This is a genomic window from Lysobacter sp. FW306-1B-D06B (assembly GCF_038446665.1).
Taxonomy (GTDB): domain Bacteria; phylum Pseudomonadota; class Gammaproteobacteria; order Xanthomonadales; family Xanthomonadaceae; genus Lysobacter_J.
In genome coordinates this window covers 3920289-3935329 of sequence record NZ_CP151802.1, presented here as the reverse complement: position 1 = coordinate 3935329, position 15041 = coordinate 3920289, and the positions used below count along the sequence as shown (strand labels likewise).

At 69.0% G+C, this 15041-nt stretch carries 11 protein-coding genes and 1 pseudogene; 4 read left to right on the top strand and 8 right to left on the bottom strand.

What is annotated here, in order from left to right; all coding sequences use genetic code 11:
- Positions 1-120 precede the first annotated feature (120 nt).
- Both AAFF32_RS18265 and AAFF32_RS18260 read left to right on the top strand, forming a co-directional pair.
- Positions 121-3651 (top strand): ATP-binding protein, encoded by a 3531-nt coding sequence (locus AAFF32_RS18265; RefSeq protein WP_342315955.1) that lies wholly within the window; start codon positions 121-123, stop codon positions 3649-3651.
- 452 nt (positions 3652-4103) lie between these two features.
- On the top strand, positions 4104-6974 hold the full coding sequence (locus tag AAFF32_RS18260) for a TonB-dependent receptor (protein WP_342315954.1): 2871 nt from the start codon (positions 4104-4106) through the stop codon (positions 6972-6974).
- Positions 6975-7053: 79 nt separating this feature from the next.
- On the opposite strand, the gene hemE is transcribed toward AAFF32_RS18260, so the two are convergent.
- The 5 genes and pseudogenes from hemE to AAFF32_RS18235 all read right to left on the bottom strand — a co-directional run bounded on the left by hemE (position 7054) and on the right by AAFF32_RS18235 (position 11186).
- Positions 7054-8124 (bottom strand): uroporphyrinogen decarboxylase, encoded by a 1071-nt coding sequence (gene hemE, locus AAFF32_RS18255; protein WP_342315953.1) that lies wholly within the window; start codon positions 8122-8124, stop codon positions 7054-7056.
- 125 nt (positions 8125-8249) lie between these two features.
- Positions 8250-8504, bottom strand: a complete 255-nt coding sequence (locus AAFF32_RS18250) for a WGR domain-containing protein (RefSeq protein WP_216963547.1) — start codon at positions 8502-8504, stop codon at positions 8250-8252.
- Between the two features lie 95 nt (positions 8505-8599).
- Entirely contained in the window at positions 8600-9706 is a 1107-nt protein-coding gene (aroB, locus tag AAFF32_RS18245) for a 3-dehydroquinate synthase (protein ID WP_216963545.1), read from the bottom strand.
- Between the two features lie 131 nt (positions 9707-9837).
- Positions 9838-10320: pseudogene (locus tag AAFF32_RS18240) on the bottom strand (shikimate kinase); the annotation flags it as partial.
- A gap of 59 nt (positions 10321-10379) precedes the next feature.
- A complete protein-coding gene (locus AAFF32_RS18235; protein ID WP_342315952.1) occupies positions 10380-11186 on the bottom strand; it encodes a kinase in 807 nt (268 codons plus the stop codon).
- 17 nt (positions 11187-11203) lie between these two features.
- Here AAFF32_RS18235 and pdxH point away from each other — a divergent pair, with 17 nt between their 5' ends.
- Together pdxH and AAFF32_RS18225 are read left to right on the top strand one after the other, a co-directional pair.
- Positions 11204-11806: a pyridoxamine 5'-phosphate oxidase gene (gene pdxH, locus AAFF32_RS18230; protein ID WP_342315951.1), complete on the top strand. Its 603-nt coding sequence runs from the start codon at positions 11204-11206 to the stop codon at positions 11804-11806.
- A gap of 103 nt (positions 11807-11909) precedes the next feature.
- Positions 11910-12710, top strand: a complete 801-nt coding sequence (locus AAFF32_RS18225; RefSeq protein WP_342315950.1) for a cobalamin-binding protein — start codon at positions 11910-11912, stop codon at positions 12708-12710.
- Positions 12711-12946: 236 nt separating this feature from the next.
- On the opposite strand, the gene AAFF32_RS18220 is transcribed toward AAFF32_RS18225, so the two are convergent.
- The 3 genes from AAFF32_RS18220 to AAFF32_RS18210 are packed head-to-tail and all read right to left on the bottom strand — an operon-like array spanning position 12947 to position 15004.
- A complete protein-coding gene (locus tag AAFF32_RS18220) occupies positions 12947-13423 on the bottom strand; it encodes a DUF4426 domain-containing protein (RefSeq protein WP_342315949.1) in 477 nt (158 codons plus the stop codon).
- 13 nt (positions 13424-13436) lie between these two features.
- Positions 13437-14288: a pyrroline-5-carboxylate reductase gene (proC, locus tag AAFF32_RS18215; RefSeq protein ID WP_216964293.1), complete on the bottom strand. Its 852-nt coding sequence runs from the start codon at positions 14286-14288 to the stop codon at positions 13437-13439.
- A gap of 56 nt (positions 14289-14344) precedes the next feature.
- The gene (locus tag AAFF32_RS18210; RefSeq protein WP_216964291.1) at positions 14345-15004 is read right to left on the bottom strand and encodes a YggS family pyridoxal phosphate-dependent enzyme; all 660 of its coding nucleotides are present in this window, start codon (positions 15002-15004) and stop codon (positions 14345-14347) included.
- Positions 15005-15041: the final 37 nt, after the last annotated feature.

Below are 15041 nucleotides of genomic sequence, written 5' to 3'. Positions count from 1 at the left end.
GAGTGGGCCGAAAGCCCCTCTCCCGCTTGCGGGAGAGGGGTTGGGGTGAGGGCGGACTTGCGCCGCCGCACGCCTTCGCCGAGCCTAGGCGCGGGGCTCTTACCGTCGGATTCGTCGCACATGCTGGCAAAGGCAATCGCGTGGCTGTGGCTGGCGTGTGCGTGTGCGCTCGCGTTCCCGGCCCGGGCCACCCTGCCGGAAACACCGCGCCCGCGGCAGATCACCGTCGCCGACGGCCTGCCGTCCAACCGCATCAACGGCATCACCCAGGACGCCAACGGCTATCTGTGGATCGCCACCAGTGACGGCCTGGCGCGCTACGACGGCAGCGGCTTCCGCATCTGGCGCACCGAGCAGGGCCTGCGCGACAGCTTCGTCTGGGCAGTTCACGCCGATGCGCGCAATCGCGTCTGGGTGGCGACGGCGCAGGCCGGGCTCGCGGTGCTGGACGCCGAGCGCAAGCACTTCCGCTACTACAACCGCGCCAACACGCCGCAGATGGGCGACGACAACATCTGGGCCGTCACCTCCACGCGCGACGGCGCGGTCTGGTTCGGCACGGCATTCGGCGGCCTGCACCGCATCGCGCCGGACGGCACGGTCACGCGCTTCATGCCCAGGGAAGGCGACGAACGCAGCCTGCCCGATGCCGAAGTCTCGCAGTTGCTGGTCGCGCCCGATGGCGCGCTGTGGGTCGGCACGAAGGGCGGCGTAGCGCGTTGGACCGGACACGATTTCGAACGCGTTCCCAAGGACGCGCTCGCCTCGCCGCTCACCAACGGACTGAGCGCGGAACGCGACGGCACGCTGTGGTTCGCCACGCCGCGCGGCGTGAGCGTGCGCAGGCCCGACGGCCGCTATTCGGCGACGCCGTGGCGCGAAGCGGGCATCGAAGACACCATCCTGCACGTGCTGCTGCGCGATCGCGCCGGCACGTACTGGTTCGATGTGGCCCAGGGCCTGGGGCGCGAGGACGCCGGCAAGATGCGCGTGGTGCCGTTGTACAGCGGCGCCGCGCAGGGCCTGGTGCGGCCGTCGTGGGTCAGCGGCTATGAGGACCGCGAAGGCGGCCTGTGGTTCGCCAGCAGCAGCAACGGCCTTTGGTACCTGCCCGGAACATGGCGCCAGTTCGCCGTGCTGTCGCGGCGGCTCGACGATCCGGCCTCCATCGCCAATGCCAGCGTGCGCGGCATCGCTCCTTCGGCCGACGGCGGCATGTGGCTGGTGGGCACCGGCGGTGTGCTCGATCGCCTGGATCCGGACACCGGTGCGGTCACGCATGTCGCGCGTGATGTCGGCGAAGGCTTCTGGTTGTTCGATGTCGTCGAGGACGACGCGGGCCAGGTCTGGGTGAGCTACCAGAGCGGATTGGCGCGCATCGATCCGGCCACCGCGCAGATCACGCGCTGGAACGAATCCAGCGGCACCGATTCCCCACTGGTGGGCGAGGCGAAACTCGCACGCACCCGCGATGGCACGCTGTGGACGGTGAGCGAGGAAGGCGCCGTGCAGGCGCGCGACGCACAGGGGCGCGTGCGCCTGGTGTTGAAGGCCGGCGATGCCGGTGGCTTGCCGAAGGGCGTGTTCGTGGAGCAGATCGCGCCCGGTGTGGACGGTGCGCTGTGGGTCGCCGGATCGCAGGGCATCTCGCGCTGGAATGCGCAGGCGCGGCAGTTCGAACCGGTGCCCGGCATTCCCGCCACGCGCGTGCATGGGTTTGCGATCGATGCGAACCGGCGTGTCTGGCTGACGCGGTTCGGCGCCGTGGAAGCCTACGCCCAGGAAGGCGGAACGCTGCGTCGCGAAGTGAAACTGGGCGCGGAGGAAGGCGTACCGCTGCTGGCACCCAGCGGCATCGTCGTCGACGGCGCCGGCGTCGCGTGGCTGGCCACCGTGCGCGGCCTGATGCGCGTGGATCCGGTGCGCCGCGCGACCCGCGTGTACGGCGTGCGCGACGGCTTGCCCAGCCAGGAGTTCGATTCGCTTCCGCGCATGCGCGCGCGCGACGGCCGCGTGGTGGTCGGCTCGACCGAAGGGCTGGTGATGTTCGATCCCGCCGCCGTGCATCCGGACCTGCAACCGCCGCCGCTGGTGATCGAAAGCGTGGACGTGCGCCGCGGCGAAGCGCGCATCGCGCTCGATCCCTCGCAGTCCGTGCGCATCTCGCCGGGCGATCGCGACCTGCGCATCGTGGCGCGGCTGCTCACGTTCAACGATGCGAGCAATCACACTTACCGTTTCCGCCTTGCCGGCTACGATCCGGGCTGGATCGAAGTGGAGTCCACCGGCGAGCGCGTTTTTTCGCAGCTGCCGCCCGGCGACTACCGGCTCGAAGTGATCGCACGCGGCGCGGACCAGGTGTGGTCGCAGCCGCAGTCGGTGTCGTTCGCGGTGTCGCCGCCGTGGTGGCAGACGTGGACGGCGACGGCGGGATTCGCGGGATTGGCGTTGCTGGTGGGTTGGTGGACGGCGGATGTGTACCGCCGGCGCCTGAAGCGTCGCCATGCCTGGCAGTGGTCGGAACACGAACGCGAAGTCGCCGAGCAGGCGTCGCTGGCCAAGACGCGTTTCCTCGCCACGCTGGGCCACGAAGTGCGCACGCCGATGACCGGCGTGCTGGGCATGAGCGAGTTGCTGATGGACACGCCGCTGGATCAGCAGCAACGCGGTTACGTCGATTCGATCCGCCGCGCCGGCCGCCATCTGCTGCGCCTGGTCAACGACGCGCTCGACCTGGCGCGCATCGAGTCGGGCCGCCTGGAACTGGCCGACGCACCGTTCGACCTGCGCACGGTCGTGGACGAAGCCGCCACGCTGATGGCGCCGCTGGCACGACAGCGCGGGCTGTCGTTCCTGATCACGGTCGATCCGGACGCGCCGCGCGGCCTGCGCGGCGATGTGAATCGCGTGTGCCAGATCCTGCTGAATTTGCTGGCGAACGCGATCAAGTTCACCGAGCAGGGATCGGTGTCGCTGCGGGTGTCGGCGTTGTCGCCGCAGGGCGTGCGGTTCGAGATCGCCGACACCGGCCCGGGCCTGAGCGAGGAGCAGCAGGCGCGGCTGTTCCGCCGGTTCGAACAGGCCGAGGGCGCACGCACGGCGGCGCGTTACGGCGGCAGCGGCCTGGGCCTGGCGATCTGCCAGGAACTCACGGCGGAGATGGGCGGCACGATCGGAGTGGAGAGTGCGCCGGGCGAAGGCGCGCGGTTCCTGGTCGAACTGCCGTTGCCGTCGGTGGCGGCGCCGGACGCGCACGACGGCGCCGAAGCGCTGCTGGCCGCGCGCGGCGGGCCGCTGTCGCTGCTGCTGGTGGAAGACGATCCGACGGTGGCGGAGGTGATCTGCGGCCTGCTGCGTGTGCAGGGCCATCGCGTGGTGCACGTCGCGCACGCGCTGGCGGCGCTGGCGGAGGCGACGACGGGCGGGTTCGATGCGGCGCTGCTGGACCTGGACCTGCCGGGGATGGACGGCTTCGCGCTGGCGCAACAGTTGCGCCTGCAGGGCTTCACGCGCCCGCTGCTGGCGATCACCGCGCGTGCGGATGCGGAGGTGGAACCGCAGGCGACGGCCGCGGGATTCCAGGGCTTCCTGCGCAAGCCGGTGACGGGCGGGATGCTGGCGGGGTTGCTGGCGAGCGTGCCGCGACGCTAACCCGATTCGCCTAACCTCGCCGTTGGACCCCGTCGAAATGACGGACGCAGCCCCCTTTCGAAACCTCCATCGCCATCCGGACTGTGCGTCTGCAGCGGCCAACCTGCGCGACATGATGGCTGCGCTCGCGTGCGGTTCTGGGTTTCGCAGGCGTGTTCCCGCGATATCGCTTTGGCCGCGGCGACGGCATCGCGCTGCAGTGGACGACATTTTCTAAATGATTGCGTGCCGTTGCTTGTGCAATTCATAGCGCAGTCACGCAGTTTGTGGCTGGGCAGGGGAACAAGCACGACCAGAATGCAAGCACCGCATGCGGTGCCGCTGTTTGCGGCGCGATGGCGGCGGCATTCCCGTACGTCATGCGATTCGATCACCGATTCGCTCCTTCGAACGCCCGGCCGCGGCTGTGGAAGTCCACGGTTCCGCCATTACCTGCCGGAGTATCAGAAGAGATGATCCCGAACACCTCCAAGCTGCGCGACGCGATCGTTCTTTCACTTGCGTTGACCACCCCCATTCTCGTCATTCCCACCAACGCGCAGGCGCAGGAAACCTCGCCGTCGGGGCAGGCGGCCACCGACCTCGATGCCGTCACCGTTACGGGTACTCGCATCCAGAGTCAGACCGTCACTGCTTCCAGTCCGGTTGCCGAGATCGACAGGGAAGAGTTCAAGGTCACTGGCACCACACGCGTCGAGGATCTGGTAAATCAGATGCCGCAGTTGACGCCGTACTTCGATTCCTTCGCCAACAATGGGGCCACCGGCTATCCGACCGCGAGCCTGCGCGGGCTCGGTAACGACCGGACGCTGACGCTGATCAACGGACAGCGCGCTCAGGCCGGCGGGACGAGCGGAGGCGTGGACCTGAGCCAGGTTCCCGCCGGCCTCATCAAACGCGTGGACATCCTCACCGGCGGCGCCTCCGCGGTATACGGCGCGGATGCCGTCGCGGGCGTGGTCAATTTCGTGATCGATGATGCGTTCGAGGGGTTCCAGGTCAACCTCGGCTATTCGGGGTTCCAGCACGACAACGACAACGGCTACATCCAGGGCCTGATGGATAAGCGGGGCTTCCGCTATCCCACGGGCAATTCCGGCTTGGACGGCAAGTCGAGGAACATCGACCTGATCTGGGGAAGCAGCCTCGCCGAAGGGTTGGGCCATGCCAGTGCATGGCTGACGTGGCGGCGAAACGATGCCCTGTTCCAAGGTGAACGCGACTACTCCTCGTGTGCGCTGAATGCGTCGGGAAAGGCGTGCGGAGGCTCGGGCACCGCGGGGCGCCCCAACTTCTATGTCTTCGACGCGGCCGACACGCTCGCGCAGTACGGCTTCGGTGCGCATCTCAATCCGAACGGTTCCTGGGCGCCAGGTACCGACGACGTCTACAACTACGCCCCGATCAACTATTACCAGCGGCCGGAGGACCGGTTGAACTTTGGCGCGTCGTTGAAGCTGGAAGTGAACCAGCATTTTCGTCCGTTCGTCGATCTGATGTTCACCCATCGCACCACCTCGACCCAGATCGCCGAGTCCGGCACGTTCTTCGCCCAGGACCTGTCGTTGCGTTGCAGCGACCCGCTTTTGGGCACGATGTGCGCGGACCTTGGCCTCGACGCCAGCGAACCCCTGACGATCAACGTCGGAAAGCGAAATGTGGAGGGCGGCCCGCGCTTCTGGGACGCCAAGGACGACGCATACCGTGTGGTGACCGGCGCCGAAGGCGCGATCAACGGCAACTGGTCGTACAACGTGTCAGGCGTTTTCGGGCGCACCGACCGCACTGCGGTCGGCGTCAACGATTTCCTCTCTGATCGTGTCGAGGAGGCGTTGCTTGGTTGTCCGGCTGGATCCTTTCGGGGATGCGTTCCGTACAACGTCTGGTCGCCCGGCGGCGTCACCCGGGCGGCGGCGGACACGCTGGCGGGCGTGAGCACCGAGGTGACGGAAACCAGTCTGACCGGCGTCAACGGCTACGTGTCCGGCGACCTTGGCGTGGGTTTGCCGTGGGCCGGGGGCGACACCATATCGCTGGTCTCGGGCGCCGAATGGCGCAGGGAGGAGCTGCACTATCGCGCGGACAGCAACTCCGAAGCCGGGAACTTCGCCGGCTCGGGCGGTACTTCGCCGCCGATTTCCGGGCAGATCGAAGTGAAGGAACTCTTCGCTGAGGCCGCGCTGCCCGTCCTCAAGGAGGTGGGTATCGTCGATCGCCTCAACCTCGACCTGGGCTATCGGTACTCCGATTACGACCGTTCGGGTTCGGCGAGCACCTACAAGCTTGGATTCGGTGGCGACTTCCTCGAGCACTACAAGGTCCGCGGCGGGTACAACCGGGCTATTCGCGCACCGGGCATCGTTGAGCTGTTCTCGCCGCTGTCGCTGGGTCTGTTCAGCGGCACGGACGGATGCGCAGGGACCTCGCCCGTATTCTCCCTGGTCGAATGCCAGCGGACGGGCGTGACTACGGCGCAGTACGGGAAGATTCCGGACAGCCCGGCCGGCCAGTACAACAATTTCACCGGTGGGGACCCCACACTCACCCCGGAGGAAGCCGACACCTACACGCTCGGTTTCGTCGCGAGCCCGCTCAAGGGGCTGGACATCGCGCTGGACTACTTCGACATCCGGATCGACAACCGCATCGATTCCGTGGGCGCGCAGAACATTCTCAACGGCTGTGCGACTTCGGGTACGCCGTTCCTGTGCGATCGCATCCATCGCAATCCCGCTTCCGGCGACTTGTGGCTGGGTTCGACCGGCTACATCGATAACCAGCGCGCCAACATCGGCCATCAGCAGGTCCGTGGTCTCGATCTCAATGCCAGTTACCGCTGGGAGATGTTCGGCGGGCGCGCCATGGCGTCCATCGTGGGCACGCGCGAACTCGAATCCACCGTCAAGCCGCTGCCGGGCGTGGACGCTTTCGATTACGACTGCACAGGCTTGATCAGCATCGCCTGCCAGAACCCGAAGTGGCGGCACATCGCCAACTTCCGTTACTCGCGTGACGCGTGGAGCGTCAACCTGCGCTGGCGCTACTACGGTTCGCTGGACTACAGGGACGAGCTGACCGGAAAGGACCTGACCACGGACCAGCTGCTCGTTTCCCGCGGGAACGGAATCGATGCCTACAGCTGGTTCGACCTTTCCGGCACGTTCCAGCTCGGCTCTATGGCGGAGTGGACCGTCGGCATCAACAACCTCTTCGACAGGGCGCCGCCGATGGTGGGCAACACGTTGGCAGAGAATGCCAATGCGCCGCGCGGCTACGACCAGGCCGGGCGGTACCTGTTCACCAGCGTCAATCTCAAGTTCTGAGGCAAGCCGTCACGAGGCGGACGGAGCGGGCAGGCTGCGGCCTCGTCGCTCCGTCGCGTCGCGCAGTGGAGCGCGTGTATCAGCGCGCGCTCAACTCATGCACCGCCTGCACCAGCGCGGCGACGTGGTCCGGGCTCATGTCGGGCGACATGCCGTGGCCGAGGTTGAAAACGTGGCCTTCGCGCGAGTCGCCGTTGCCCGCGGCGTAGTCGTCCAGGGCGCGGCCGACTTCGCGGCGGATCGCGTCCGGCTGCGCGTACAGCGTCACCGGATCAAGGTTGCCCTGCAGGGCAACCTTGCCGCCCGTGCGACGCGCGGCATCGCCCAGGCCGACGGTCCAGTCGACGCCGACGCCTTCGGCGCCGGTGGCGGCGAGTTCTTCCAGGTACGCGCCGTTGCCCTTGCCGAACAGGATCAGCGGCGTCTTCTCATCACCGCGCGGCAGCGCCTGCGCGATCTTGTGCAGGTAACGCAGCGAGAACTCGCGGTACATCGACGGCGACAGCACGCCGCCCCAGGTGTCGAACACCTGCAGCGCCTGCGCGCCGGCCTGGCGCTGCGCGTCGAGGTAGGCGATGACGGCGTCGGTCACCACGTCCAGCAGGCGGTGCATCGCCGCCGGGTCGTTGAGCGCCAGCGCCTTCACCTTCGAGAAGTTCTCGCTGCCGCCGCCTTCGATCATGTAGCAGGCCAGCGTCCACGGGCTGCCGGAGAAACCGATCAGCGGCACGGCGCCGTCGAGTTCGCGGCGGATCGTGCGCACCGCGTCGGTGACGTAGCGCAGCTCGCGGTCCATGTCGGGCACGGCGAGCTTGGCGATGTCCTCGTGCGTGCGCACCGGGCGCTCGAACTTCGGGCCTTCGCCTTCGACGAAGTACAAGCCCAGGCCCATCGCATCGGGCACGGTCAGGATGTCGGAGAACAGGATCGCCGCGTCCAGCGGAAAGCGGCGCAGCGGCTGCAGCGTCACTTCGCAGGCCAGTTCCGGATTCTTCGCCATGCCCAGGAAGCTGCCGGCCGCGGCGCGGGTGGCGCGGTACTCCGGCAGGTAGCGGCCGGCCTGGCGCATCAGCCACACCGGGGTGTGGTCGACGGGCTCGCGCCGCAGGGCGCGCAGGAAACGGTCGTTCTTCAGGGGCGAGGCGGTCATCGGGGATCCTTCGGCGCGGGGGCGCGGCTACGGCGCGAGGGCGGCATTATCGCGGTTCGCGCCGCGCGGGGGCGGTGCGGCTGTGCGCACCGGACTGTTGCGGGCGCCCGGCTTTACCGGACGGGCTACTTCGGAGCGTCGGCGCCCTGCACGAACATCAGCTGGAAACCGCGCTTGAGCTGCTGATCGCGGGCGGCTTCCAGTGCGGCCAGGGCGCTGGCCTGGTCGAGGAACTGCTCGCGCCGCAACGTACTGCGTCCGCCGATCTGCCCGCTTTCGCGCACCAGTGTCCAGCCGCCCAGCAGGTCGGGCTGCAGCATCAGTTGCACGAAGCGGGGCGCTTCGCGGCCGTCGGGCCGTTGTTGCAGGAGCAGGCGCATGGTGGGGGATTGTACTTCCCGCTCCCCGGTCGCAGGCCGCCTTCGGCGGGCCGTCCCGCTACCGCAAGGGGAGGGGAAGTCTCACGCGAAGCGCCTCAGCGCGCCCGCAGCACGTCCAGCACGCGTTCGTCCGGCACGCCCGCGCACACCTTGGCCTGCCCCGCGCGCTCCCACAGCACGAAGCGCAGGCCCGCCGCGTCGGCCTTCTTGTCCAGGCGCATGCGCGCGACCAGCGCTTCCGGATCCAGCCCCGCGGGCACCACCGTCGGCAGCCCCAGGCGTTGCAGCAAGGCCTGCAGGCGCGCCGTATCCGACGACGGCGCCCGGCCCAGTGCAGCCGACAGTCGCGCCGCCAGCACCATGCCCACGGCCACCGCCTCGCCATGGTTCAGCGCCGCACTGCCGGCACCGGCATAACCCTGTTCGGCCTCGATCGCATGGCCGAAGGTGTGACCGAAGTTGAGCAGCGCCCGCTCGCCGTGTTCGTACGGATCGCGCGAGACCACTTCGGCCTTGTAACGGCACGAGCGCGCGATCGCCTCCGACAACGCCGCGTCGTCGCCCGACAGCAGCGCCTGCGCATGCGCTTCCAGCCAGGTCAGGAATTCCGCGTCGAAGATCGCCCCGTACTTCACCACTTCGGCCAGGCCCGCGCGCAGTTCGCGATCGGGCAGGGTACGCAGCGAGGACGTGTCGGCGATCACCGCACGCGGCGCGTGGAAGGCGCCGACGAGGTTCTTGCCGGCGGGCAGGTCCACCGCGGTCTTGCCGCCGACGGAGGAATCCACCATCGCCAGCAGCGTCGTCGGCAGCTGCACCACGTCGATGCCGCGCATCCAGCAGGCCGCGGCGAAGCCGGCCAGGTCGCCCACCACGCCGCCGCCCAGCGCGACCACCGTCGCATCGCGCGTGGCGCCCAGCGTGGCCAGGGCGTCCAGCGCCTGGCAGAAACGCGCCAATGTCTTTTCCTGCTCTCCGGCGGGAATGACGAAGCAGGCGATCTCCAGCGTCGGACGCCCCGCGCGCAGCGTGGCCTCCACGCGGTCGGCGTACAGCGGCGCGACGTTCTCGTCGCTCACGATCAGCGCATGACGACCGCGCAACGCGTGCGCGAACAGCGCCGAATCGCCCATCAGGTTCGGTCCGATGCAGATGTCGTAGCGCGCCTCGCCCTCGACCTTGACCGTGCGCATGGTGCTCATCGTGTTTCCGGATTGGGAGGGGAGGGGACGGTCGCCGGTCCGTCTTCGCATTGTCCCGCCGTGGCGGATGAAGCCCGCGTGTCGGCCGTCCGTTGCCACTGGGCCTCCAGCGCCCGCGTCAGCCATTCGGCGGCGGCGGTGCTGTCGTGGCGGTCGGTGTCGAAGACCAGGTCGGCGACCTCCGCGTACAGCGGCGCACGCCGTGTCGACAGGTCGCGCAGCACCTGCTCGCGGTCGCCGCTGGCGAGCAGCGGGCGGCTGCGGTCGCGCGCCAGCCGCGCCAGCTGCTGCTCAACGCTCACCATCAGGTGCACGACGAAGCCGCGTTCGCGCATGAGGCGGCGGTTGTCGGGATCGAGCACCGCGCCGCCGCCGGTGGACAGCACGATGCCGTCCTCGCCCAGCAGCGTCGCCAGCACCGCGCGCTCGCGGGCGCGGAAACCGGCCTCGCCTTCGATCTCGAAGATGGTGTTGATGCTCGTGCCGGCGATGCGTTCGATCTCGCGGTCGGCATCGACCAGCCGCAACCCGAACTGCTCCGCCACGCGTCGACCGACGCAGGTCTTGCCTGCGCCCATTGGGCCTACGAGAACGAGGTTGGGGGCGGGATTCATGGTTGGATTCTAACCTCGCGATTCCTTGGCGCCATCGCGCAGTGCGGCCGTACGCGCCTTCAATCCAGCGGACGTCGCTGCGCGTCCAGGCGCAGGGTCCAGTCGGCGATGCCCGGCAGCGTGCGCAGCGCCTGCCGGCTCACGCGTTCGAACAGCTGCACGAAGCGCTCCACACGCGGCCGGTCCATCGCGTGCGGGCCTACGCGGCGCGACTGCAACGCCTGCTCCTGTTGCCAGCGCCACTGCGGCACGGTCTCGAACCCCGGCGGCTGCAGGAACAGCAAACGGTCGATGCGCGACCACAGCGATGGGTAATCGCGCCCAAGTGCTTCGTTGCAGTAATGACGCCACACGCCGTCGCGATCCTCGTCGCGTTCGATCGCGTTGATCGGTTCGCGAAGGTCGTCGGGCGATTGCGGCGGCGTGGCCAGGAACCAGCCTTCGAACAGCACCAGGTCGACCGTGTCCACGCGACGCCAGCGCGACGGAGGCAGGCGCGTATCGGCCAGTTTGTCGAAGCGCGGCAATGGCACCGGCCTGCCTGCGCGCAGGGCATCGAGTGTCGTGCAAGCCAACGCGACATCGTGCGTGCCCGGCGGCCCGCGCGTGGCCAGCAGCGGGTGCACGCGGCGTGCCAGACGCTGGCGTTCGCCACGCCCGAGGTAGACGTCGTCCACCGACAGCACCGCCACGCGTTGCCCGCGCGAACGCGCCAATGCGGCGACCTGCGCGGCCAACGTCGATTTCCCCGAGCCCTGCAGGCCGCAGATGCCGTACACCTTCACCCCGGGCGCAAGCGCGTCGGCGAGCACGCGTTCCACCAGCGGCGCGTCGAATCCGGCGGCGGGGTGCAGACGGGGCGGCATCGGCCCACAATAGCGCAATGGATACCCCCGCCCTGCTCAAAGAAGCCCTCGCCACGTTCGATGTGCTGTTCGACGAAGCACAGCACGCCGGCGAGCCCGACCGCACCGCGATGACGCTCGCCACCGCCAGCCTCGATGCGCGCCCGTCGGCGCGCGTCGTGCTGCTCAAGGCGCACGACGCACGCGGTTTCGTCTTCTACACGCACCTGGACGGCCGCAAGGGTCGCGAACTCCAGGCCAATCCGCACGCGGCGCTGCTGTTCCACTGGCCGCGCGTGCGCAACGGCGTGCAGGTGCGGATCGAAGGGGCGGTGGAAATCGTCAGTGACGCGGAAGCCGACGCGTACTTCGCCTCGCGTCCGCGCGGCAGCCAGCTCGGCGCCTGGGCGTCGAAGCAGTCGGAAACGCTGGAATCGCGCGAGCAGTTCGAGCATCGCCTGGCCCATGCCGAGAGCGAGTTCGAAGGACGCGACGTGCCGCGCCCGCCGCGCTGGACGGGATTGCGCGTGAAGCCGGACGTGATCGAGTTCTGGTACGGCGCCGACTTCCGCCTGCACGAGCGCCAGGCCTACGAGCGCGACATCGCCGGCGAGTGGCATCGCCGGATGCTGTTCCCGTGATCGCGACGCGCGCGATCCAGGTGCGTCCTGCGCAGCCCGCCGACGCCGCGCACTTCTTCGATGAAGCCGAGCGCGTGGTGTGTTTCCGCAAGCAGGTGGCATCGTGACGCACGGGCCGCGCCGCATCGTCTGCCTCACCGAAGAGCCGACCGAAACGCTCTACGCGCTGGGCGAGCAGGACCGCATCGTCGGCATCAGCGGTTTCACCGTGCGGCCCGCCGTCGCGCGAAAGGAAAAGCCCAAGGTCAGCGCGTTCACCAGCGCGAAGATCGGCGAGATCCTCAAGTTGAAGCCCGATTTCGTGATCGGGTTTTCCGACATCCAGGCCGAGATCGCCGGCGAACTGATCCGTCATGGCGTGGAAGTGTGGATCAGCAACCATCGCAGCGTGGACGGCATCATCGACTACGTGCGGCGCCTGGGCGCGCTGGTCGGCGCGGCCGATCGCGCGAACGCGTACGCGGACGAGTTGCGGCGCGGGCTCGATGCGATCCAGGCGCAGGCCGCCGCGTTGCCGTGCCGGCCGAAGGTGTATTTCGAGGAATGGGACGAGCCGCTGATCAGCGGCATCCAGTGGGTCGCCGAGCTGGTGCGCATCGCCGGCGGCGACGACATCTTTCCCGAACGCGCGGCCGAGTCGCTGGCGAAGCAGCGCATCCTGGAAGATCCGTCCGAGGTGGTCCGGCGTGCGCCGGACATCGTGCTGGGTTCGTGGTGCGGGAAGAAATTCCGGCCCGAGAAGGTCGCCGCGCGCGAAGGTTGGGACGCGATTCCCGCGGTGCGCGATGGCGAGCTGCACGAGATCAAGTCGCCGATCATCCTGCAACCGGGCCCGGCGGCGCTGACGGATGGCGTGCGGGAGATTGCGCGGGTGATCGCGGCGTGGGGTGTGCGGCGGGGTTGAGGGTCCGCTCCGCCTCGACCGCCATCCCGGCGAGGGCCGGGATCCAGGCTGTCGCGTCATCTGCTGCATTTCGTCATTCCAGCGGAGGCTGGAATCCGTGAGGTGACGTGGTTCACCTGCGAGGGAGTGCCCGAGCGTTACGGGCCTGGGTCCCGGCCTTCGCCGGGATGACGGCTTCGGAGACGCTTTCCCGATTCCCGATTCCCGATTCCCGATTCCCGATTCCCGACCTCCCACTACCGCGGATAAAAATCCCGCGTGAACTGCATCTGCGACGTTGCGCCGCCTTCGCGCACCACCGTTACGTCGAAGCGCACCGTGTCCGGCGGCGAGATGTCGATCGTGCCGACGTAATCCAGCAAGTCGCCGCTGCGCAGCTCGCGCATCTCGATGGGGTGCTGACGTCCGCGCAGGTCGGTGGCAGTGGCGGTGATGCGTGCGGGCAGGGCGGTTTCCTGCGCGTCGCTGCCCTGGCGCACGCCGATCAGCAGCATCACCGTGTTGTCCGCGCGGGCGATGCCGTACTGCGTGGCGATCTGTTCGGACAAGGTGGCGGTGGGAATGGCGCTGGCGCGGATGGTCACGTCGCCGATGCGGCTGACGGCTTCCTGCGAGGCCGCCGCGCTGCCCGACGACGGTGCCGGCGGTGCGTTGCCGCCGCAGGCGACGAGCGTCGCGGCGCACATCAGGGAAAGGGCAAGGGCATGGCGCATGGGGTCGCTCCGTTCAATCGTTGGCGGCGGAGAGCTGGCGGCCGCGCTCGGTCGCGGCGGCAATCGCGCGTGCAACCAGATCGCGGAAACCGCCCGCTTCGAAGGTTTCGATCGCCGCCTGCGTGGTCCCGCCCGGCGAAGTGACGCGCGTGCGAAGCACGTCGGCGGGCTCGTCCTGGCGGGTGAGCATGGTCGCCGCACCGAGCAGCGTCTGTTGCACCAATGCGCGTGCGGCTTCGGGCGGAAGTCCCTGCGCGATGCCGGCGGCCTGCATCGCTTCGGCCAGCAGGAACACATAGGCCGGGCCGCTGCCGGACACCGCGGTGACGGCATCCATCAGGTGTTCGTCTTCGATCCACACCGTCGGGCCGACCGCCTCCAGCAGCGCGCTCGCGCCCGCACGTTGCGCCGCATCCGTCCTGGCATTGGCGAACAGCCCGGTGATGCCGGCGCCGAGCAGCGCGGGCGTGTTCGGCATCGCGCGCACGATCGGCAGTCCGCCGCCCAGCCAACGGTCGAGCTGGCCGGCCGTGATGCCGGCGGCGATGGAAATCACCAGCGGTCGCTGCGATTGCGCCAACCCGGCAAGCGCCGTGCAGACCTCGCGCATGACCTGCGGCTTGACCGCCAGCACCCACACGCCGGCGCCTTCGGCGGCACTGGTCGCATGGTCTGCGCACGCCACGCCGAAGTCGCGCTGGAGGGCGTCGCGCAGGGCCGGCACGGGTTCGGCGACGCGGATCGCGTCGGCAGGACGGCCGCGCGCGACCAGTCCGCCGATGAGGCTGCGGGCCATGTTGCCGCCGCCGATGAAGGCGATGCGGTCGGAAGAAGGCGAGGGGCTGGAGTGGCTCATGCGCGGCAGGATAGCAACCCGTCCGGCCGCGACTGTTGTGGCCGGGGAACCGGTCTGGTTCCCCGTCACGCCGGGTCGGGCGGGTCCTTGCGCGGACGCGCCCCGAACAGCGCCGTGCCGATGCGCACCATCGTCGCGCCCTCGGCGATGGCCACGGCGAAGTCGTCGCTCATGCCCATCGACAGCGTGTCCACGCCCGGATGCCCCGCGCGCAGCGCCTCGAACAGCGCACGGGTGCGGCGAAAGGCGCCGCGGCGCTGTTCGGGGTCGGGGTGCGGAGTGGGGATGACCATCAGCCCGCGCAGGCGCAGCCGCGATTGCGCGGCGATGGCCTGCGCCAGCGCCGGGACATCGTCCGGCTGGCAGCCGTGCTTGCTGGCCTCGTCGTCGATGTTGACCTGGATGAGCACGTTCAGCGGTGCGCGGTCGGTGGCGCGATGGCGGGCGAGCGCCTCCACCAGCTTGGGCCGGTCCACGGTCTGGACCCAGTCGAACTGGGCCGCCGCCTCGCGGGCCTTGTTCGACTGCAGGTGGCCGATCAGGTGCCATTCCAGGCCGCGGTCGGCCAGGGCCGCCTGTTTGGCGGCGGCTTCCTGGACGTAGTTCTCGCCGAAGGCCCGTTGGCCGGCATCGGCCAGTTCCGCGACGGCGGTCGCATCCTGGGTCTTGCTGACTGCGAGCAGGCGCGGCTCTGGCCTGCCGCTGGCATCGGCAGCGTTCTTCAGTTGGAGCAGGATGTCCTCAAGGGCGCGCGCGCGCACG

What these genes read in the sequence shown, in the direction of transcription:
- aroB (WP_216963545.1), bottom strand. Translation starts at nt 9,706, where the DNA reads ATGAGCACCATGCGCACGGTCAAGGTCGAGGGCGAGGCGCGCTACGAC.
- pdxH (WP_342315951.1), top strand. Translation starts at nt 11,204, where the DNA reads ATGGATACCCCCGCCCTGCTCAAAGAAGCCCTCGCCACGTTCGATGTG.
- AAFF32_RS18235 (WP_342315952.1), bottom strand. Translation starts at nt 11,186, where the DNA reads ATGCCGCCCCGTCTGCACCCCGCCGCCGGATTCGACGCGCCGCTGGTG.
- hemE (WP_342315953.1), bottom strand. Translation starts at nt 8,124, where the DNA reads ATGACCGCCTCGCCCCTGAAGAACGACCGTTTCCTGCGCGCCCTGCGG.
- AAFF32_RS18260 (WP_342315954.1), top strand. Translation starts at nt 4,104, where the DNA reads ATGATCCCGAACACCTCCAAGCTGCGCGACGCGATCGTTCTTTCACTT.
- AAFF32_RS18220 (WP_342315949.1), bottom strand. Translation starts at nt 13,423, where the DNA reads ATGCGCCATGCCCTTGCCCTTTCCCTGATGTGCGCCGCGACGCTCGTC.
- AAFF32_RS18250 (WP_216963547.1), bottom strand. Translation starts at nt 8,504, where the DNA reads ATGCGCCTGCTCCTGCAACAACGGCCCGACGGCCGCGAAGCGCCCCGC.
- AAFF32_RS18265 (WP_342315955.1), top strand. Translation starts at nt 121, where the DNA reads ATGCTGGCAAAGGCAATCGCGTGGCTGTGGCTGGCGTGTGCGTGTGCG.